This window comes from Allobosea sp., from assembly GCF_017308075.1.
In the GTDB taxonomy this organism is placed as follows: domain Bacteria; phylum Pseudomonadota; class Alphaproteobacteria; order Rhizobiales; family Beijerinckiaceae; genus Allobosea.
This window is the reverse complement of record NZ_JAFKFX010000026.1, coordinates 214,474-233,392: the sequence shown is the minus strand read 5'-3', so window position 1 is coordinate 233,392 and position 18,919 is coordinate 214,474. Positions and strand designations below refer to the sequence as shown.

The window sequence follows — 18,919 nt, the reverse complement described above, 5'->3', positions numbered from 1 at the left end:
GAGCCATGAGAACGACGCGGCGCTTCGCCCTGCGCGTCAATGGCGCCGATCACCTCGTCGAGGGCGAGCCGCATACCCCCCTGCTCTTCTTCCTGCGCAACGACCTTTCGCTGAACGGCCCGAAATTCGGCTGCGGCCTCGGCGAATGCGGCGCCTGCACCGTGCTGATCGATGGCATCGCCGCCCGCGCCTGCGCCCTGCCGGTCCGGCTGGCGGAAGAGCGCGAGATCGTCACGCTCGAAGGACTCGCTGGCAGCGCGGGCCCCGATCCGGTCCAGCAGGCCTTCATCGACGCCCAGGCCGCGCAATGCGGCTACTGCATCAACGGCATGATCATGACCGCCAAGGCCTTCCTGGCCGTCAACCCGGCGCCGAGCGAGGCGCAGGTCCGCGAGGCGCTGCGCTATAATCTCTGCCGCTGCGGCACCCATGTCGAGATCGTCAGGGCCGTGATGCTCGCCGTCGCGCGCGCCCGGACCGGCGAGACGGGCACGCCATGAACCACAGCGCGATGAACGACAGCGCGCCGCCGCCTCCCCTCTCCCGCCGGGCGCTGCTGCGGCGCGGCGGGATCATCGCCGTCGTCGCGCCGCGCAAGGGCGCGCCCGCCGGGGACAGTTCCGAAGACGCGCTCGACCTGCATGTCTGCCTCACGGCCGAAGGGCGCATTCTCGCCTTTTCCGGCCATGTCGATCTCGGCACCGGCATCCGCACCGCGCTCGCCCAGATGGTGGCGGAGGAGCTCGACTTTCCCTTCGAGGCCGTCGAGATGGTACTCGGTGACACCGCCGATACCCCCGACCAGGGCGCGACCATCGCCAGCGAGACGATCCAGGTCACCTCGGTGGCGATGCGGATCGGCGCGACCCAGATCCGCACAAGGCTGATCGGGCTCGCCGCCGCGGCGCTTACCTGCAGCGAGGATGAGATCAGCCTGCGCGACGGCCGGCTCTATCGCGGCGAGGCCGACATCCCGGCGATCGGACTCGACACGCTGCTCGCCAATGAGCGCCTGCTGCTGCCGCTGGCCGAGAGCGCGCAGTTCAAGCCGATCGACCATCACAGGCTGATCGGCCGATCGGTGGCGCGGGTCGACATCCCCGCCAAGGTCGATGGCAGCTTCGTTTATGTCCATGACGTGCGCGTGCCCGGCATGCTGCATGGCCGTGTCGTCCGCCCGCCCTATTCCGGCATGGATGCCGGCGACTTCGTCGGGCGCAGCCTGATCGCAGTCGATCGCGACTCGCTCGCCGGCATTCCCGGCATCCGCGCCCTCGTCGTCGAGGGCGATTTCATCGGCATCGTCGCCGAGCGCGAGGAGCAGGCGGCGGAAGCGGCGCTCGCCCTGAAGGCCGAGTGGCGCTCGTTCACGCCGCCGGACCTCTCCGATGTCGCCCAGGCCCTGCGCACTCATCCCTCGACGCCGCGCCTGCTGGTCGACGAAGGCGATGTCGAAACTGCGCTCGGCAAGCTCGAGAAGCGGCTCGACCGCACCTATGTCTGGCCCTACCACATGCATGGCTCGATCGGCCCGTCCTGCGCCGTCGCCGATGTGCGCGCCGACGGCGTCACCGTCTGGAGCGGCAGCCAGAACCCGTTTCCGCTGCAGAACGACCTCGCCGTGCTCACCGGCCTGCCGCGCGAGCAGATCGACATCATCCGCCACGAAGCCGCCGGCTGCTATGGTCGCAACTGCGCCGACGACGTCGCCGCCGATGCGGTGCTGCTCTCGCGCGCCGTCGGCGCCCCGGTGCGCGTCCAGCTCACCCGCGAGCAGGAACATCTCTGGGAGCCGAAGGGCGCCGCCCAGCTGATCGACATCAAGGGCGGCCTCGGCCCCGGCGGCTCGCTGCCGGCCTATGACTTCCACACCTGGTATCCGTCGAACGCGGCGCCGACGCTCGCGCTGCTGCTGACCGGGCGGATCCCGAACCAGCCGGCGACGCTGCGCATGGGCGACCGCACCGCGGTGCCCTCCTACGACTACGAGAACATGCGGCTGACGGCCTATGACATGCCGCCGATCGTCCGCGCATCCTGGCTGCGCGGCGTCTCGGCCATGCCCAACGTCTTCGCCCATGAGAGCTATATCGACGAGCTCGCCCATGAGGCCGGCGTCGACCCCGTCGAGTTCCGCCTGCGCCACATCAATGACGAGCGCGCCGCCGAGCTGACGCGTGCCACCGCCGAACGCGCCAATTGGCAGCCGCATATCGGCCCGCGCATGGAGGAATATGGCGAGATCCTGCGCGGCCGCGGCTTCGCGCAGGCGCGCTATGTCCATGGCAGCTGGCCGGGCGTCGGCGCCGCCTGGGCCGCCTGGGTCGCCGATGTCGCGGTCAACCGCACGACCGGCGAGGTCACGGTCAGCCGCGTCACCGTCGGCCAGGACACCGGCATGGTCGTCAACCCAGCCGGCGTCACCCATCAGGTCCATGGCAATGTCCTGCAGTCGACCAGTCGTGTGCTGCGCGAGGAGGTGAGCTTCTCGCAGACCACCGCCGTCGCCGCCCGCGACTGGGGCGCCTACCCCGTCCTGACCTTCCCGGAACTGCCGGCGATCGACGTGCTGCTCCTCGACAAGCAGCACGAGGCGCCACTCGGCGCCGGCGAGTCGGCTTCCGTCCCCAGCGCCGCCGCCATCGTCAACGCCGTCTTTGACGCGACCGGCGTGCGCTTTCGCGAATTGCCGCTGACGCCCGAGCGCGTGCTCGCCGGCCTCGGGCGCTTACCGCCGTCAGCACCGGCCGCGCCGCAGCTTTCCGCCAAATCCCGCCGCTTCGGCCTGTGGAGCAAGCTCGGCGCCGCCTTTGCCGGTGCAGCGACCTTCGCCGCCGCCTCCTTCGCGCTCGCGCCGTCGATCGCTCCGATCGCCCGGCCCGATCCCGCGACCTGGTCGGCGGCGACGATCGAGAGAGGCCGCCAGCTCGCGGCGCTCGGCGCCTGCGCCGTCTGCCATACGGTGAAGGACGGCGTGCCCTATGCCGGCGGTCTCGCGCTCGAGACGCCTTTCGGCATGGTGATGACCACCAACATCACACCCGATCCGGAAACCGGCATCGGCAACTGGTCCTATCCGGCCTTCGAGCGGGCGATGCGCGCCGGCATCCACCGCGACGGCCGCCATCTCTACCCGGCCTTCCCCTATGCGAGCTACGCGAAAACCAGCGAGGCCGACCTCCAGGCGCTCTACGCCTTCCTGATGTCGCAGCCGGCGGTCAGGCAGGAGAACCAGCCGAGCCGGATGGTCTTCCCCGTCAATCTGCGCCCGCTGTTAGCCGGTTGGAACCTGCTGTTCCGGCCGCAGGGCGAGCTCAAGCCGGAACCAGCCCGCTCGGACGAGTGGAATCGCGGCCGCTATCTCGTCGACGGGCTCGGCCATTGCGGCGCCTGCCACACGCCGCGCAACGCGCTCGGCGCCGAGCGCGGCGGCCGCGCCTATCTTTCCGGTGGCGAGGCCGAGGGCTGGGAGGCGCCGGCCCTGACCAGGATCTCGGCCGGGCCGCTACCCTGGAGCGAGGCCGAACTCTACGCTTATCTGCGCACCGGAACCTCGCAGCATCACGGCGCCGCAGCCGGGCCGATGGCGCCGGTGATCGCGGAGCTCAAAGAGCTGCCGGATGCCGATATCAAGGCGATGGCGAGCTATCTCGCCTCACTCAGCGAGCCGCTGCCGGACGCCGAGATCGAAGCCCGCGCCAGCCGGATCGAGCTCGCCACCAGCGCCGCGGCAAATCCCGCGACCTCGCCGGTCGCACGCCTCTATCAGGGCGCCTGCGCCGCCTGCCACGAGCCCGGTCGCACGGCGGCGCTGGTCAATGCCGGGCCGGCGCTCGGCCTGTCCTCGAAGCTCCATGCCGCGACGCCGACCAATCTCGTCAACATGCTGCTGGAAGGCGGCCAGCATGGCATCGGCTCGATGCCCTCCTTCGCGACGGCGCTCGACGACCGCCAGATCGCCGAGCTCGCCGGCTATCTGCGCGGCCGCTTCGCCCGGGGGAAGCCGGGCTGGGAGGGGATTGAAGAGGCGGTCACGAAGGCGCGGAAAGCCGGACGCTGACCACTCGACGTCATGGTCGGGCTTGTTCCGGCCATCCGCATCTTCCTTCGCTCAACACGCGGATGCTCGCCACAAGGGCGAGCATGACATGGAGTTTCGAGCGCCAATCTGAAACGTGGACGCCTCTCAGCGCAGCCCGTCCTCGCCCTTGACCTCGTCATGGGTCAGGCCGCCGACGCGCGGCAGCGGGCGACCGCCGCTGGTCAGCGCCACCGCGACGACGATCTCGCCGGCGCGCGGCGCATCGGGAATGCGGACCTCCATGCCGTCGAAATGGCTGCGGACATAGGCGCCGGCCTTGTGGCCGAGCGGAATGTCGAGGACGACGCCGAGCGAACCGCGCTTCTTCGAGGACGGGATCAGAGCCGGCGCCTTGCCGAGCAGCTTGCGCAGCGGCGCGCCGAGCTTCGGGTGCAGGATCGCCGCCGCATGCTCATATTCGCCGTCCTCACCGACGGCGGCGGCCTTGCCATAGCCCTGCACGGCCTCGCCCTCGATGCCGAGCGCCTTCAGCGCATAGCGGCCGAGCAGGTCGCCGAGCTCCTCGCCGATCTCGATCAGCTCGGAGAGATCGGGCTGGTATTTGCCGGCGAAGGGATTGGCGATCACCGCCACCGCCGCGACCCGGCGGATCGCCGGCGCGACGGGCTGGCCCATCTCGGAATGGGTCTCGTCGAGTATGGTGACGATCTTGCGGATGGAAGCCTTCATCTCAGCCCGTCCTCGCCCTTGATCTCGCTCGCCTTCAGGCCGCCGACGCGGGCATGGATGCGTGAACCCGTCGTCATCACCAGCGCGAGCAGCAGTTCGTCGGCCCTGGGCGCGTCGGTGATGCCGATCTCGAAGGCGTCGAAATGGCTGCGGACATAGGAGGCGTTGACATGGGTGACCGGAATATCGAGCCGCGTGCCCGGCCCGCCGACCTTCTTGGTCGAAGGCACGATCGCCTTGGCGTCCCCCAGCAGTTCGCGCATCGCATAGCCACCCGGCACATGCCAGAGCGCGCCATGCTCGATCTCGCCGGCGGCGCCGACGATGGCACCCTTGCCATAGCCCTGGATCGCCTTGACGTCGCCGCCCATCGCCGCGAGCAGGCGCCGCGCCATGGCGAGGCCGAAGGGCTTGAGATCATCCATGAAGCCCTGGATGTCCTCGACATAGCGACCGGCGTAAGGATTGGCGATCACCGCCAGCGCCGCGCCGCGCTTCAGCGGCACGGACGCGGCCGGGCCGCCCTCGTGAAAGATCTCCTCCACGGTCACGGCATATTTCCGCACGACGATCTCAGGCACGGGCAAGTCTCCTCTCGGCTTGTTCTTGAAGGATCATAGGCGTGGCGAGAGCCCGGCTCACGCCCTGAAGATGCATCGCGGCGGCGACGATCAGGCCGGCTCCGCGCAGGTGCTGCGCCTCGGCGAGGCCGGCTGCGAGCGCCGTTTCGATTTCGGTCTCGGTCAGCGGTCCGACCTTGCGGGTGACGAGGCGCGCGCCGAGATCGCTGTCGACCTGGATGGCCTCGGCCGGCAGGCGCTCGATCGCAGCATGGCCCGGCAGGTCGATCGCATTGGCGATCACGGTCGCGGCCGCATCGGCCATGGCGGCGCTCGGGGCGAGCACGGTCACCGCCTCGGCGATGCCCAGTGAAAAGCTGCGGCCGAGATAGCCGGAGGTCGCGATGCCGCGCACCGGATCGCGGGCGGCGATGCTGGCGGTGGCGAAGAGATTTGGCCGGTCCGGACGTTCCACAAGGCCGATCCGGAAGGCCTCGCCATCGGCCAGATGCAGGGCGATGTCGCCGCCATTATTGACATAGGCACGCGCCAGCGGCGCAGCCTCGACCATGACGTCGAGGATTTCCTGCGCCACCGAGCCGGCAACAGCAGCCATCGGCGTGATGAAGATCCTGCCGGCGAAGGGGGCGACCGCCTGATGCATCCGCCGGGCGACCGGCCCTTCCGGAACCGGGCTGTTCGCCCGCACCGGCGAGCGTAGCAGGGCAAGCTCGCCGCAGAGCTCCGCGAGCAGCCCGTCGAAGCGCCGCATCGCCGCCCGATAGGCCGCCTCGACCGCCGCCGCCGGGCCGGTCGCCTCGACGACGAGGTCGATCGGCCCCTGCTGGAGCAGCAGGCGCTTGCCGTCTGGCAGCAGGCGCGCGGAGGGGGGCTCGAACATCGCTCAGCCGTGCGAGCGGCGTATCCGCTCCGGCGCCAGCGGCCAGGGATTGTCGAGCCGCTGCGGCAGCTTCAGCCGGCCGTCGGCGTTGAGCTCAGAAAGCGGCCGGACATGGTCCATATGCCCGCCGAGCTCCTGATAGTCGGAGAGCTTCATGGTGAATTCGAGCGGCGCGACCAGGGCCGGCGTCGGCACATAGCCGAAGGCGTTCTCGGGCAGGCGGGTGACGTCGACCATGAAGGTGATGCCGCCGCCCGGCCAGATATAGACCGGTGCGCCGCCGCAGGTGACATAGGTCAGCGCGTCCTTGACCGAGCGCGTCAGCCTGACGGGATTCTCGGTGACGCCGGCCCGCAGCGAACCGCCGGCGCCGCCGATAAACAGCACGGTCGAAAGCGCCGGCTCGCAATTCTCGGCGATGCGCTCGACCGGCTCGACCAGCCGCTCCGGCATCTGCATCTCGACCGGTACGAGCTTCTCGTCGAGCTCGTAATAGGCGGCGTGCTCGCCGGTGGTCGAGACCATCAGCAGGCGCAGGCCGGGATAGGCGACCTTCGGATCGAACGGCCCGAGAATGGTCAGGGGATCGCTGATATTGGTACCGCCCCAGCCGGTGCCGGGTTGCGCGACCTGGAAATAGCGGCCGGGCGTCGAGCGCCGCCCCTTCATCTTCAGGCCCGTCGCCGGCATGCCGAGCAGCTTGCCGGCCTGGTGCTCCGAGAGCACGCCGGTGATGTGGTCGTCGACGACCACGACCTCGTCGACCTTGCCATGCCATTGCTTGGCGAAGATGCCGATCGTCGCCGAGCCGCAGCCGACGCGCATCCGGCTTTCCTCGACGCCGTTGACGATCGGCGGCTTGCCGGCCTGGACGATGACGGTCTCGCCGCCATCGATCGTAAGCTCGACCGCCTTGCCGTTGCTGAGCTGGAGCAGCGCGTCGCAGGTGACGCGGCCCTCCTTCTTCGAGCCGCCGGTCAGGTGGTGAACGCCGCCGAGCGACAGCATCTGTGAGCCGTATTCGCCCGAAGTGACATGGCCGACCGCCTCGCCCTCGACGCGCACGATCGCGGTCTCCGGGCCGAGGAAGCGGTCGGTGTCGATCTTCACCTTGACGCCGCAATAGCTGAAGATGCCCTCGGTCACGACGGTGACCATGTCGACGCCGTCGACCTCGGAAGAGACGATAAAGGGCGCGGGCTTGTAGTCGGGATAGGTCGTGCCGGCGCCGATCGCCGTGACGAAGGTGCCGGGCTGGTGCAGGATGTCGCCATCCCATTCACGCGGGCCGGCGAAGGAAACCAACTCGCCGCCCTGATCGATGGTGCGGTCGAGCATCACATGCGGATCGACCCGGACGAGATTGCCGTCGACATTGCCATAGCGGTCGCAGGCACCGACCGCGCCCGGCTTGATGTAGCACATGACCGGACAGGCATCGCAGCGAATCTTGTCGTCGGCGGCCGTGGCCGTGGCCGTTTCCTCCAGGCTCATCGTCAACCCTCGCCGTCACTTCCGGCCATATCATTTGTATACAAATGATGGTGGCGCATGGTTGCCCGGCTGTCAAGTCGGCACTCTGCCCGGACGGGGTCCAGCCACCGGGCCGGGCAGAAGCGCGCAGGCCTGCTAAAGCCGCCACAGCCTGGGTTTTCTTCGCTTGCTCGCGCGATGAGCCAAAAGCCCGGCACCCGGCGAGACAGGCGGCCCGCTTGCCGCTATCCAGCTCTGATTGACAGCCCGAAAAATCGACTGTTATTATTCGTATACAAATAAATTTACCTTCGGATCGGCCGACCGATTCCGCGGGAAAAGGTCAAGGCGATCACGCCCGAGGAGGGGTTTCGATGTACGACAGCTTTGCGACGGATCGCCTGATCGATCTCTGGCTGACCGAGGATATCGGCGCCTGCGACCTGACCGTGCAGGTCATGATCGAGCCGGACGAGACCGGTAAGTTCCACATGAACGCCCGCGAGCCGATGATCGTCGCCGGCATCGAGGTCGCCGCCCGTGTCTTCAAGCGCTACGATCCCGAGCTCAAGGTGAAGCTGCTGGTCAAGGATGGCGACAAGGTCGAGAAGGGCGCCATCCTGATGGAGATCGAAGGCGCCGCGCGCAGCGTGCTGACCGCCGAGCGCACCGCGCTCAACATCGCCCAGCGCCTTTCGGGCATCGCCAACGAGACCGCGCGCTATGTCGCCGCCATCGCCGGCACCAAGGCGCGGCTGATCGACACCCGCAAGACCACGCCCGGCCTGCGCATGATGGAGAAGCATGCCGTGACCTGCGGCGGCGGCCTCAATCATCGCCTCGGCCTCGATAACGGCGTGATGATCAAGGACAATCATATCGCCGTGTGCGGCAGCATCACCGCCGCCGTCGAGCGCGCCCGCAAGACGCTGCCGGTGCTGACCAAGCTCGAGGTCGAATGCGACCGGCTCGAACAGGTCGAGGAGGCCGTCAAAGCCGGCGCCGATGTGATCATGCTCGACAACATGTCGGTCGCCGACATGACCAAGGCGGTCGGGCTGATCGCCGGCCGCGCCAAGGTCGAGGCCTCCGGTGGCATCCGCATCGACACGATCGGTCCGATCGCCCAGACCGGCGTCGACTATATCTCGACCAGCAAGATCACCCAGTCGGCACCCGCCGTCGACATCGGCCTCGACGAAGCCTGATCAGACCATGCGCCCGGGAACGTTCTTCTTTGTCGTCGGCCCCAGCGGCGGCGGCAAGGACACCTTGATCGACGGCGCCAGGCAGGTCCTGGAGCCAACCGGGCGCTATGTCTTCGCCAGGCGCGTCATCACCCGCCCCGCCGGCTCGCCCGGCGAGGCGCATGAGGCGGCGACGGATGCCGAATTCGCGGCACGCGAGGCCGCAGGCGATTTCCTCATCGGCTGGAGCGCCCATGGCCTGCGCTATGGCCTGCCCCGTAGCCTGCTGGGCGCGATCGAGAACGGCCGCCACGTCATCGCCAATGGCTCGCGCGCCGTCATCGCCGAACTGGCGGCGCTGCTGCCGCGTTTCGTCATCGTCGAGGTCACGGCACCGGCCGAGATCCTGGCGGCCCGCATCGCCGGACGCGGCCGCGAGCAGGGCAACGCCATAGGCGACAGGCTCGCCCGCAAGGTCGAGCCCTGGCCGGACGGCATCCGCACGGTCACCGTCTGCAATGATCAGAGCCCGGAAACCGGGATCGAGCGCTTCGTCGCCGCAGTCGAATCGGCCGCCAACACCTTGCGCCTGCGCCGCCTGCCGGTCTTCGCCGGGCGGGCCCATTGCGCCTGGCTCCCGGCCAAGGGCGAGCTCGTCAACGGTTTCGACTATCTCGGGCCGGGTCGGATCGAGATCACCGGCGCCGGCGCCAGCATCCGCTCCGACATCCAGGTCGCGGACCTGCCCGCCGCGCTCGCCCCCGACGAGATCGGCCTGTCCAGCGAGGCCTTTGCCGAGCTCGGCCTGGCCGAGGGCACTGAGGTCTCGATCCGGCGTACACCCTCGCCGGAAAGCCGCGCCGCACTGACTCGCAAGATCCAGGGCGGGGCGCTCTCGGAGGCGCAGTATCACACGCTGATCCGCGACATCGTCGAATCCCGCTATCCCGATGGCGAGGTCGCGGCCTTCCTCGTCGCGGCGACGCAGAAGCTCAGCGATGACGAGGTCGTCTCGCTCGCCCGCGTCCGCACCCGTTTCGCCCAGCAGATCAGCTGGTCCGACAAGATCGTTGTCGACAAGCATTCGATGGGCGGCATTCCCGGCAGCCGGATCACGCTGATCGTGGTGCCGATCATCGCCGCCCATGGCGCCTTCCTGATGCCGAAGACCTCGTCGCGCGCCATCACCTCGGCCGCCGGCACGGCCGATGCGATGGAGGCGCTCGCCGATGTCGAGCTCACCCCGGCGGAACTGCGCGCCTGCGTCGAGAAAGCCCGCGCCTGCATCGCCTGGAACGGCCGGCTGAACCATTCCGTCGTCGACGACGTGATGAACGCGATCACACGGCCGCTCGGCATCGATTCCAATCGCTGGTCCGTCGCCTCGATCCTGTCGAAGAAGAAGACGGCCGGCTCGACCCATGTGATCGTCGACCTGCCCTATGGCCCGCGCGCCAAGCTTAAATCGCAGGACGAGGCCGCCGATCTCGCCGCCCTGTTCGAGACGGTCGGGCGCGGGCTCGGCCTCGTCGTCGAGGCCTTCCCGACCGATGGCACCCGGCCGATCGGGCGCGGCATCGGCCCGGCGCTGGAATGCCGCGACGTCGCCTGGGCGCTCGACAACGACCCGCAGGCCCCCGCCGATCTCGTCGCCAAGGCGCTGTTCTTCGCCGGCCGCATCCTGGCCTGGGACCCGGCGCTGCGTTCGGTCGAGGCCGGACGCGCGCGCGCCGAAGAATTGCTGCGCTCGGGCGCGGCGCGGTCGGCCTTCGAGCGCATCGTCACGGCGCAGGGACGCCGCGAGCCGCCGGTGATGCCGGGGCTGCTGGTCCATACCGTTCGCGCCGAGCAGGCCGGCACGGTCACCGAGATCGATGGCTGGGCCGTCGCCGGCATTGCCCGGCGCGCCGGCGCGCCTTTCGACAAGGCCGCCGGCATCGATCTCCGCCGCAGCGTCGGCGACAGCGTCGCGATCGGCGATCCGCTCTTTGCGATCCATGCCAGCGCCTCGAGCGATCTCGAGGAGGCACGGGCGCTGGCGGCGCAGAGCGCCTGCTTCGTGATCAGATAGGCTGAGGAGCCCTCTCTTCTCAGCGCAACTGCTTAAGCAGCGAGAGCAGCGTCGTGCGCTGGCTCGTCGCCAGCGGCGCCAGCGTCACCTTGGTGACGGTCTCGGCCTTCGGCATCAATTCGCGGGTATAGGCCCGGCCGGCCTCGGTCAGCTGCACGATGACGCGCCGCCCGTCATCGGGGTCGGCAGTGGTGTGCACCAGCTTGCGCTTGATCAGCCGGTCGACCACGCCCTTGATCGTCGCCGCGTCCATCGCCGTCTGGCGCCCGAGCAGATTCTGCGAGCTGCCGCCTTCGAGATAGAGCCGCGACAGCACCGCCCACTGCGTCGGCGTCAGTTCCGGCCCCATGATCTCGTTGAACAGCGAGACATGGCGCTGGATCGCCTGGCGCAGGATGAAGCCGACCTGTTCGGAGAGGTCGTAGCTCTCCGCTTCGGGCTCGGCCGCGATGGCGTGGGAAGGGTCGGACCCCGACATTCAGCAATCCCCTTATCCTCACCGGATACGGTGTCGCGACCGCCGGGATAGCGATCGCAAAGGCGGGCAACGGCCCGTCCCTGCTATCTGGCCTCCCGGCGTGGGGTTTTCAATCGAATCTTGCCTTGCCCGCCCCCGACCAAGGGCGGAGGTCAGGGCTCCAGCCGTTTCACGGCGTCGCCTATGCGCTCGATCGCGGTCGTCAGCTGCTCGCGCGAGGTCGCGAAAGACACCCGGAAATAGGGCTCCAGCCCATAGGCCGAGCCCTGGACCACGGCGACATGACCCTCGCTCAGCAGATAGGAGACGAGATCGGTGTCGTCGGCGATGACCTTGCCGGCCGGCGTGCGCCGGCCGAGCAGGGCCGAGCATTCCGGATAGGCATAGAAGGCGCCTTCCGGCGAACGCGTCTTCAGGCCGGCGATCGCGTTCAGCCCCTCGGTGACGAGATCCTTGCGCGCGCGGTATTCCCCGACCGCCTGCGCCACGAAGTCCTGCGGCCCGGTCAGCGCCGCCACGGCCGCCGCCTGGGCGATCGAGCAGGGGTTCGAGGTGCTCTGCGACTGGATCTTGGCCATGGTGGCGATCAGCGGCGCCGGACCCGCGGCGTAGCCGATGCGCCAGCCGGTCATCGCATAGGTCTTGGAGACGCCGTTGACGATGAGCAGCCGCTCGCGCAGCTCGGGGCAGGCGGTCAGGAAGGAGCAGAACGGCGTCTGCGTGTAGTTGATGTGCTCGTAGATCTCGTCGGACATGACGAGCACCTGCGGATGCCGCGCCAGCACCGCGCCGAGCGCGGCGAGCTCCTCGCGGCTATAGGCGGCGCCGCAGGGATTGTTCGGCGCGTTGAACATCACCCAGCGGGTCTTCTTGGTCAGGGCCCGGTCGAGCGCCTCCGGCGTCAGCTTGAAATCGTCCTCGACCGGGCAAGGCAGCACCTTGGGCTCGCCGCCGAGCAGCAGCACCATGTCGGTATAGGAGACCCAGTAAGGCGCCGGCACCAGCACCTCGTCGCCCGGCTCCAGCGTCGCCAGCAGCGCATTGAAGATGATCTGCTTGGCGCCATTGGCGGCGGTCACCTCGCCACGCTGGAAAGAAAGCCCGTTCTCGCGGCTGAACTTCAGGACGATCGCGTCCTTCAGCTCGGGCGTGCCGTCGGCTGCAGTGTAGCGCGTCTCACCACGCCGCATCGCCGCGGCTGCCGCCGCGAGAACATGCGGCGGCGTCGCGAAATCGGGCTCGCCCAGGCTGAGATCGACGACCGGAACGCCGGCCGCCGTCATCCGCCTTGCCTCGATCGAGATCGCCATGGAGGGCGAGGGCTTGATCAGCCCGGCGCGCGTGCTCTGATACTGCATCGAGACCGATCCCGCTCCGCTCAGACCTTGACGTAGCCGAAGGCGAGGTCGCGCTCGGCCGCCGCCTTCTCGCGCTCGGCCGGCGCGCCATAGCCACCGCCGCCGGGCAGTTGCAGCACGAGCCGGCGTCCGGCCGGGACATGCTGGCGCCCCTTGGCCTGTAGCTTGGTGCCGTCGTCGAGCGACACCGAGCCCGGCGCGCCGTCCTGCCCGCCCTCGCGGCCGCGCGCCGGATGGGCGACGCGGTCGAACATGGCGTTGAAATGGAATTCGTGGCCCTTGGTCGCGCTGATCTCGACCACCTGGCCGAGCCCGCCGCGCCGCTTGCCTGCGCCGCCGGAGCCCTCGCGCAATTCCTTGCGCCAGAAGATCACCGGGCCGACATGCTCGGTCGCCTCGATCGACATGGTGTGGATGCCGCTCGGGAAAGCGGTGGCGCTGAGCCCGTCAACGCCGGGCCGGGCGCCGCCGCCGCCGCTGTTGAAGAGCAGCACCTCGGCGCGCTGGCCGCCGCCCTCGGGAGCGTCATCGCCGCCGAGCGGCCTGGCGGAAAGATGCAGGTTCCAGAGCGCGCCGGAGCCTTCGGCCGGGATCTTGCCGGGCAGCATCTTGTGGACCGCGCCGAGCACCGCATCCGGCACGAAATGGCCGAGCACATGGCGCACCGCGACCGGAGCCGGATGCTTGACGTTGAGGATGCAGCCCTCCGGCGCGGTGATCCTGAACGGCGCCAGCGAGCCGGCATTGTTCGGGATCTCCGGCGCGATCGAGCATTTCAGCCCGTAGCACGCATAGGCGACGGTATAGATCAGCGGGACGTTGATGCCCTTCGGGCTCGGCGGCGAGGTGCCGGCGAAATCCGTACCGATGCCGTTGCCGTCGACGGTGATCGTCACCGCGATGTCGATCGGGCTGCCATAGCCGTCGACGCGCATGACATTGTCGTAGACGCCATGCGGCAGGGCCGCGATCTTCTCCATGGTGGCGGCATGGCTGCGCTCGATCACGAAATCGGCGAGTGCCTCCAGATCGCCGATCCGGAACTCCTCCATCATGTCCATCAGCCGCTTGTGGCCGGTGTCGTTGCAGGCGGCGAGCGAATAGACGTCGCCGACGACCTGATGCGCCTCGCGGACATTGTTGCGCAGGATGTTGACGAGGTCGCGATTGACCTTGCCACGCTCGGCGAACTTCATGATCGGGATGAAGATGCCCTCTTCATAGACCTCGTTGGCATCCGGCCCGAAGCCGCGCCCGCCGACGTCGACGACATGCGCCGTGCAGGCGAAATAGCCGACCAGCACACCCTTGCGGAAGGACGGCGTCACCACCGTGAAATCGTGGAGGTGGCCGGTGCCCTTCCAGGGATCGTTGGTGATGTAGACATCGCCCTCGAAGATGTTCTCCTCGCCGATGTCGCGGATGAAGTGGCCGACCGCCTCCGCCATGGCGTTGACGTGGCCGGGCGTGCCGGTCACCGCCTGGGCGATCATCAGCCCGGCACGGTTGAAGACGCCGGCGGAGAGATCGCCGGATTCGCGCACCGAGGTGCTGAAGGCGGTGCGGATCAACGTCACCGCCTGCTCCTCGACGACGGAGATCAGGCGATTCCACATGATCTGCATGCGGACGTCGGACAGGGCGCTGGTGGCCATGGTTTCGCTCCTCTCGTCTCGGACTCAGGCGGTCTTCAGGCTGAGCAGCAGGCAGCCATCGGCCTGCATCACCGCCTCGCGCCCCGACGTCACGATTGTGGTGGTCTCGCGCTCGGTGACGATCGCCGGTCCGGCGACCCGGTCGCCGGGACGAAGCGAGGCGCGGGAGACGATCGCGGCCGGGACGAAGCCGTCGGCGGCGGCGTCAAAGAGCTGGCGCGGGGCGTCGCCGGCAACGCTGCGGCCGGAGGGCACGCCGCCGACCGCCGGTGCCGGCGGGGTCGGCGAGCTCGCGCGCAGCGACCAGCTGACGATCTCGATGTCGAGCCCGTCGATCAGCCGGTCGAACAGGCCCTCATAGGCCTCGTCGAACTGCCTGCGGAAGTGATCGCCGTCACCCGGACCATAGTCGCGGATCGCGATCGCGACCGGAATCTCCCAGCCCTGGCCGACATAGCGCATATAGGCGACGCATTCGAGCGCCGGCGCGATGCCGGGCGCGCCGGCATGGACGAAGGCGGTCGCCTCCTCGGCCAGCTCCCTCAGCACCTGGTTGATCCGCTCCGCGTCGAAGCGGCTGAGCCGGAGATAGGCGCTGCGCACCGATTCGAAGCCGAAAGGCGCGCGCAGGAAGCCGATCGCCGAGCCGACGCCGGCGCCGGGCGGCACCAGGAGCTTGTCGATGCCGAGCTTGTCGCAGAGCCGCGCCGCGTGCAGCGGCGCGGCGCCGCCGAAGGCGATCATGGTGAAGCCCGAGAGCTCCTTGCCGCTCTCCACCGCATGCATGCGGGCGGCGTTGGTCATGTTCTCGTCGACGATCTCGCAGAGGCCGAAGGAGGCGGTCGCCTCGTCGATGCCGAGCTTCTCGCCGATATCGCGGCGCAACGCCTGGCGCGAGGCCTCGCTCGAGAGCCTGATGCTGCCGCCGGCGAAATCCTCGGCGTCGAGCTTGCCGAGCAGGAGGTCGGCATCGGTGACGGTCGGCCGGTCGCCGCCGCGCTGATAGCAGGCCGGGCCGGGCTCGGAACCGGCGCTGTGCGGCCCGACGCGGATCTGGCGCATCGAGTCGACGGTGGCGATCGAGCCGCCGCCGGCGCCGATCTCGACCATCTCGATCACCGGGATCGAGATCGGCATGCCGCTGCCCTTCTTGAAGCGGTAGGTACGGGCGACCTCGAAGGTCTTGGCGGTCTTCGGCACCTGCTGCTCGATCAGGCAGATCTTCGCGGTGGTGCCGCCCATGTCATAGGACAGGACCTGGTCGAGCCCGTGGCCTGCCGCGATATGGGCGGCGAAGATCGCTCCGCCGGCCGGGCCGGATTCGAGCAGCCGCACCGGGAACTCGGCGGCGCTCTCGACGCTGATGATGCCGCCCCCGGAATGCATCATGAAGACCGGGCAGGAGGCGCCGGCCTCGCGCAGCCGGTCGACCAGCCGGTTGAGATAGGACGCCATCAGCGGCTTCACATAGGCATTGGCGCAGACGGTGTTGAAACGCTGGAACTCGCGCATCTGCGGCGAGACCTCGGCCGAGATCGAGACCGCCAGCCCCGGCGCGCGGGCGAGGAGCGCCGCGCGCATCGCCTGCTCATGCGCGTCGTTGAGATAGGAATGGATGAAGCCGATCGCGACGCTGTCATAGCCGCCGGCGACGATGCGCTCGGCCAGCGCCTCGATCTCGGCCGGGTCCGGCGCCTTGTGGACGCTGCCATCGGCCCCGATGCGCTCGTCGAGCACGAGGCGGTGGCTGCGCTCGACCAGGGGCGGCGGCAGGACGATGTCGAGATCATATTGCTCGAAGCGGCTTTCCGTCCGCATCTCGATGACGTCGCGGAAGCCCTTGGTGGTGATGAAGGCGGTGCGCGCGCCCTTGCGCTCGATCAGCGCATTGGTCGCCAGCGTCGTGCCGTGGATGATGATGTCGATCTCGCCGATGCCGATGCCGGCGATATCAGCCACCTGCAGCACGCCATCGATGATCGCCTGCTCGGGATTGGCATAGTTCGTCAGCACCTTGGTCGAATGCAGGCTGGCGCCGACCTCCACCACGATGTCGGTGAAGGTCCCGCCAATGTCGACGCCGACCCGGACCTGCTGTCCGCCATGACTCATGATCTGCTTCTCCGGAAAATCGGGGGCGCGTCAGGCCGAAGCCGGACGTGCGATGTCGAGGGCGCGGAAGCGCGCCGCCAGCGCGTCACCATGCCTGGTCAGCAGGCCGAGATCGCTGCCGACCGCGACGAAGCGGGCGCCCCAGTCGATATAGCGGCGGGCATCCTCCTCGAGCGGCGCGAGCACGCCGGTGACGGTCTGTCCGTCGCGGCCCAGCTCGAGCACCGAACGGATCGTCTGCTGGACACCGTCATCATGCGGATTTCCCAGCGCCCCGAGATCGGCGGAAAGATCGCTTGGTCCGATGAAGACCGCGTCGACGCCCTCGATGGCGGCGATATCCGCCGCAGCCTGCGCCGCCACGCCGGATTCGATCTGTACCGCGACGAAGCACTCCTCATGGGCGAGCGGGTGATAGCCCTTGACCCGGCCATAGCGGTTGGCGCGCTGCGAGACCGAATAGCCGCGAATGCCGTGCGGCGGATAGCGCGTCGCCCGCACCAGCGCCTGCGCCTGCTCGGCCGTCTGCACGAAGGGGAACAGGAAGGAGCGGATGCCCGAATCCATGAACTGCTTCACCGCATCCGGATCATGGCTGCGCATCCGCACCACGACCTCGGTCTCGTAGGCGGAAGCCGCACGGTGCTGTTCGATGATCGAGAGCAGATCATTGGGGCTGTGCTCGCCGTCGACGAGGAGCCAGTCATAGCCCGCTCCCGCCAGCACCTCGGTCACCACCGCGCTGCCGAGCGAACACCACAGCCCGACCTGCAGCCTGCCTTCGGCCAGGTTGGACTTCAGGGGATTACGAAGAGCCGTCATCTCAGTTTCCACCGTTCTGCTCTGCGGGTGCGGCCATCGCCAGCACCTCTAGTTGTATGACAACATATGAGACGGCGCGCCGCCCCGTCAATCTCGTGTCGCGGCCCTCCGCTGCGTCCGCCATTGCCGAGAGGCCGGGCAGGCAAGAGGGCCCCGACAGCCGCGGCGCGACGGTCGGGAGCGGATCCAAGCCCCCGTTCCGGCCGCGCGCTTCCTCAGCCCTGCATCATCTTCGGCAGCCCGGTGACGATCTGTGGAAAGACCACGATCAGCACCAGAAGCAGCATCAGCACGAAGAAGTAGGGGATCGCCGCCTTCGTGACCTGCAGGATGTCCTTTCCGGTGATGCTCTGCAGGACGAACAGGTTGAATCCGACCGGCGGCGTGATCTGCGCCGCCTCGATCAGCACCACCACGAAGATGCCGAACCAGAGCAGGTCGATCCCGGCCGCCTGCACCATCGGCAGCATCACCGAGGAGGTCAGCACGATGATCGAGATGCCCTCGAGGAAGCAGCCGAGGATCAGCATGAAGACCGCGAGCACGGCGAGCAGCGCATAGGGCGAGAGATTCATCGCCGCGACCCAGCTCGCCAGGGCCCGCGGGATGTCGACGAAGGCGACGGCGATCGTCAGACAGGCGGCGCAGGCGATGATGAAGGAGATCATGCACGAGGTGCGCATCGCCGACATCAGGCCTTCCATGAAGTCCTTGCGGGTGAAGCCGCCACCGGCCACCGCCAGGATCAGCGCCCCGATCACGCCGATCGTCGCGGCTTCCGTCGGTGTGGCGATGCCGCCATAGATCGAGCCGACGACCGAGCCGATCAGCAGCGCCACCGGGATCAGCCGGCGCGAGAGATAGAGCTTCTCAAGGAAAGGCACTGCCGGCTCGGGCGGCGGCATCTTGTCGGCATTGAACAGGCTCCAGATCGCCGTGTAGCCCATGAACAGGACCATCAGCAGCAGCCCGGGCACGACGCCGGCGATGAACAGCCGCGCGATCGAGACCTCGGCGGTAACGCCATAGACGATCATGATGATCGAGGGCGGGATCAGCAGACCGAGCGTGCCGGAGCCGGCCAGGGTGCCGATGGTGACGTTCAGCGGATAGTTGCGCCGCTGCAGCTCCGGCACGCTCATCCGCCCGATCGTGGCGCAGGTCACGGCCGAGGAGCCGGCGACGGCAGCCATGATGCCGCAACCGAGCACGTTGACGTGCAGCAGTCGGCCCGGCAGGCGCGAGACCCAGGGCGCCAGCCCCTGGAACATGTCCGAGGACAGCTTCGAGCGGAACAGGATCTCGCCCATCCAGATGAACAGGGGCAGCGAGGTCAGGGCCCAGCCCCAGCTCGAATCCCACAGCGTCGAGGCAATGAGCGAACCCATCGGCGCCGAGGTGAACAGCCCCATCATGACCATGCCGACCGTGAGCAGCGACAGCGCCACCCAGACGCCACCGGCGAGCAGCACAAGGAGCAGGCCCGCGAGGACCAGCGAGGAAACGACGACAGGATCCACGAGAGTCTCCT

Annotated in this window: 14 protein-coding genes; 4 read left to right on the top strand and 10 right to left on the bottom strand. The window is 68.5% G+C overall.

Translation table 11 applies throughout. From position 1 onward, the window contains the following. Positions 1-5 precede the first annotated feature (5 nt). Both J0J10_RS07915 and J0J10_RS07910 read left to right on the top strand, forming a co-directional pair. Positions 6-500, top strand: coding sequence for a (2Fe-2S)-binding protein (locus tag J0J10_RS07915; RefSeq protein WP_291645990.1), 495 nt, complete (start codon positions 6-8; stop codon positions 498-500). After that, entirely contained in the window at positions 497-4,060 is a 3,564-nt protein-coding gene (locus J0J10_RS07910) for a molybdopterin cofactor-binding domain-containing protein (RefSeq protein ID WP_291645989.1), read from the top strand. The genes J0J10_RS07915 and J0J10_RS07910 overlap by 4 nt, the downstream gene beginning before the upstream one ends. 126 nt (positions 4,061-4,186) lie before the next feature. Here the strand turns inward: J0J10_RS07910 and J0J10_RS07905 are convergent, their stop codons facing one another. The 4 genes from J0J10_RS07905 to J0J10_RS07890 are packed head-to-tail and all read right to left on the bottom strand — an operon-like array spanning position 4,187 to position 7,726. Next, complete coding sequence (locus tag J0J10_RS07905; RefSeq protein WP_291645988.1) at positions 4,187-4,771, bottom strand: amino acid synthesis family protein; 585 nt, start codon at positions 4,769-4,771, stop codon at positions 4,187-4,189. After that, on the bottom strand, positions 4,768-5,352 hold the full coding sequence (locus tag J0J10_RS07900; RefSeq protein ID WP_291645987.1) for an amino acid synthesis family protein: 585 nt from the start codon (positions 5,350-5,352) through the stop codon (positions 4,768-4,770). Before J0J10_RS07900 ends, J0J10_RS07905 begins: the two co-directional genes overlap by 4 nt. Then, positions 5,345-6,232, bottom strand: a complete 888-nt coding sequence (locus tag J0J10_RS07895; protein ID WP_291645986.1) for a UPF0280 family protein — start codon at positions 6,230-6,232, stop codon at positions 5,345-5,347. Before J0J10_RS07895 ends, J0J10_RS07900 begins: the two co-directional genes overlap by 8 nt. A 3-nt stretch (positions 6,233-6,235) precedes the next feature. Next, a complete protein-coding gene (locus J0J10_RS07890; protein ID WP_291645985.1) occupies positions 6,236-7,726 on the bottom strand; it encodes a 6-hydroxynicotinate reductase in 1,491 nt (496 codons plus the stop codon). 353 nt (positions 7,727-8,079) lie between these two features. On the opposite strand from J0J10_RS07890, the gene nadC reads away from it, so the two are divergent. Continuing rightward, complete coding sequence (gene nadC / locus J0J10_RS07885; RefSeq protein WP_291645984.1) at positions 8,080-8,913, top strand: carboxylating nicotinate-nucleotide diphosphorylase; 834 nt, start codon at positions 8,080-8,082, stop codon at positions 8,911-8,913. A gap of 7 nt (positions 8,914-8,920) precedes the next feature. Continuing rightward, positions 8,921-10,963, top strand: a complete 2,043-nt coding sequence (gene phnN, locus J0J10_RS07880; RefSeq protein WP_291645983.1) for a phosphonate metabolism protein/1,5-bisphosphokinase (PRPP-forming) PhnN — start codon at positions 8,921-8,923, stop codon at positions 10,961-10,963. 19 nt (positions 10,964-10,982) lie between these two features. Here the strand turns inward: phnN and J0J10_RS07875 are convergent, their stop codons facing one another. From J0J10_RS07875 to J0J10_RS07850, 6 genes are all read right to left on the bottom strand, one after another. Then, positions 10,983-11,441 carry a MarR family winged helix-turn-helix transcriptional regulator gene (locus J0J10_RS07875; protein ID WP_291633782.1) on the bottom strand — a complete coding sequence of 153 codons (459 nt, stop codon included), beginning with the start codon at positions 11,439-11,441 and terminating at the stop codon, positions 10,983-10,985. A 152-nt stretch (positions 11,442-11,593) separates the two neighbouring features. Next, the gene (locus J0J10_RS07870; protein ID WP_291645982.1) at positions 11,594-12,799 is read right to left on the bottom strand and encodes an aminotransferase class I/II-fold pyridoxal phosphate-dependent enzyme; all 1,206 of its coding nucleotides are present in this window, start codon (positions 12,797-12,799) and stop codon (positions 11,594-11,596) included. A 20-nt stretch (positions 12,800-12,819) separates the two neighbouring features. Continuing rightward, positions 12,820-14,454 (bottom strand): hydantoinase B/oxoprolinase family protein, encoded by a 1,635-nt coding sequence (locus tag J0J10_RS07865; RefSeq protein ID WP_291645981.1) that lies wholly within the window; start codon positions 14,452-14,454, stop codon positions 12,820-12,822. A gap of 24 nt (positions 14,455-14,478) precedes the next feature. After that, complete coding sequence (locus tag J0J10_RS07860; RefSeq protein ID WP_291645980.1) at positions 14,479-16,566, bottom strand: hydantoinase/oxoprolinase family protein; 2,088 nt, start codon at positions 16,564-16,566, stop codon at positions 14,479-14,481. A 30-nt stretch (positions 16,567-16,596) separates the two neighbouring features. Then, the gene (locus J0J10_RS07855; RefSeq protein ID WP_291645979.1) at positions 16,597-17,388 is read right to left on the bottom strand and encodes an HpcH/HpaI aldolase family protein; all 792 of its coding nucleotides are present in this window, start codon (positions 17,386-17,388) and stop codon (positions 16,597-16,599) included. A 215-nt stretch (positions 17,389-17,603) separates the two neighbouring features. Further along, on the bottom strand, positions 17,604-18,908 hold the full coding sequence (locus J0J10_RS07850; protein WP_291633772.1) for a TRAP transporter large permease: 1,305 nt from the start codon (positions 18,906-18,908) through the stop codon (positions 17,604-17,606). Between the last annotated feature and the right edge of the window lie 11 nt (positions 18,909-18,919).

Excerpts from the sequence above, each read along its gene's own strand:
- phnN (WP_291645983.1), top strand. The coding sequence starts at position 8,921 with ATGCGCCCGGGAACGTTCTTCTTTGTCGTCGGCCCCAGCGGCGGCGGC.
- J0J10_RS07860 (WP_291645980.1), bottom strand. The coding sequence starts at position 16,566 with ATGAGTCATGGCGGACAGCAGGTCCGGGTCGGCGTCGACATTGGCGGG.
- J0J10_RS07890 (WP_291645985.1), bottom strand. The coding sequence starts at position 7,726 with ATGAGCCTGGAGGAAACGGCCACGGCCACGGCCGCCGACGACAAGATT.
- J0J10_RS07865 (WP_291645981.1), bottom strand. The coding sequence starts at position 14,454 with ATGGCCACCAGCGCCCTGTCCGACGTCCGCATGCAGATCATGTGGAAT.
- nadC (WP_291645984.1), top strand. The coding sequence starts at position 8,080 with ATGTACGACAGCTTTGCGACGGATCGCCTGATCGATCTCTGGCTGACC.
- J0J10_RS07910 (WP_291645989.1), top strand. The coding sequence starts at position 497 with ATGAACCACAGCGCGATGAACGACAGCGCGCCGCCGCCTCCCCTCTCC.
- J0J10_RS07895 (WP_291645986.1), bottom strand. The coding sequence starts at position 6,232 with ATGTTCGAGCCCCCCTCCGCGCGCCTGCTGCCAGACGGCAAGCGCCTG.
- J0J10_RS07875 (WP_291633782.1), bottom strand. The coding sequence starts at position 11,441 with ATGTCGGGGTCCGACCCTTCCCACGCCATCGCGGCCGAGCCCGAAGCG.
- J0J10_RS07870 (WP_291645982.1), bottom strand. The coding sequence starts at position 12,799 with ATGCAGTATCAGAGCACGCGCGCCGGGCTGATCAAGCCCTCGCCCTCC.
- J0J10_RS07915 (WP_291645990.1), top strand. The coding sequence starts at position 6 with ATGAGAACGACGCGGCGCTTCGCCCTGCGCGTCAATGGCGCCGATCAC.
- J0J10_RS07905 (WP_291645988.1), bottom strand. The coding sequence starts at position 4,771 with ATGAAGGCTTCCATCCGCAAGATCGTCACCATACTCGACGAGACCCAT.
- J0J10_RS07855 (WP_291645979.1), bottom strand. The coding sequence starts at position 17,388 with ATGACGGCTCTTCGTAATCCCCTGAAGTCCAACCTGGCCGAAGGCAGG.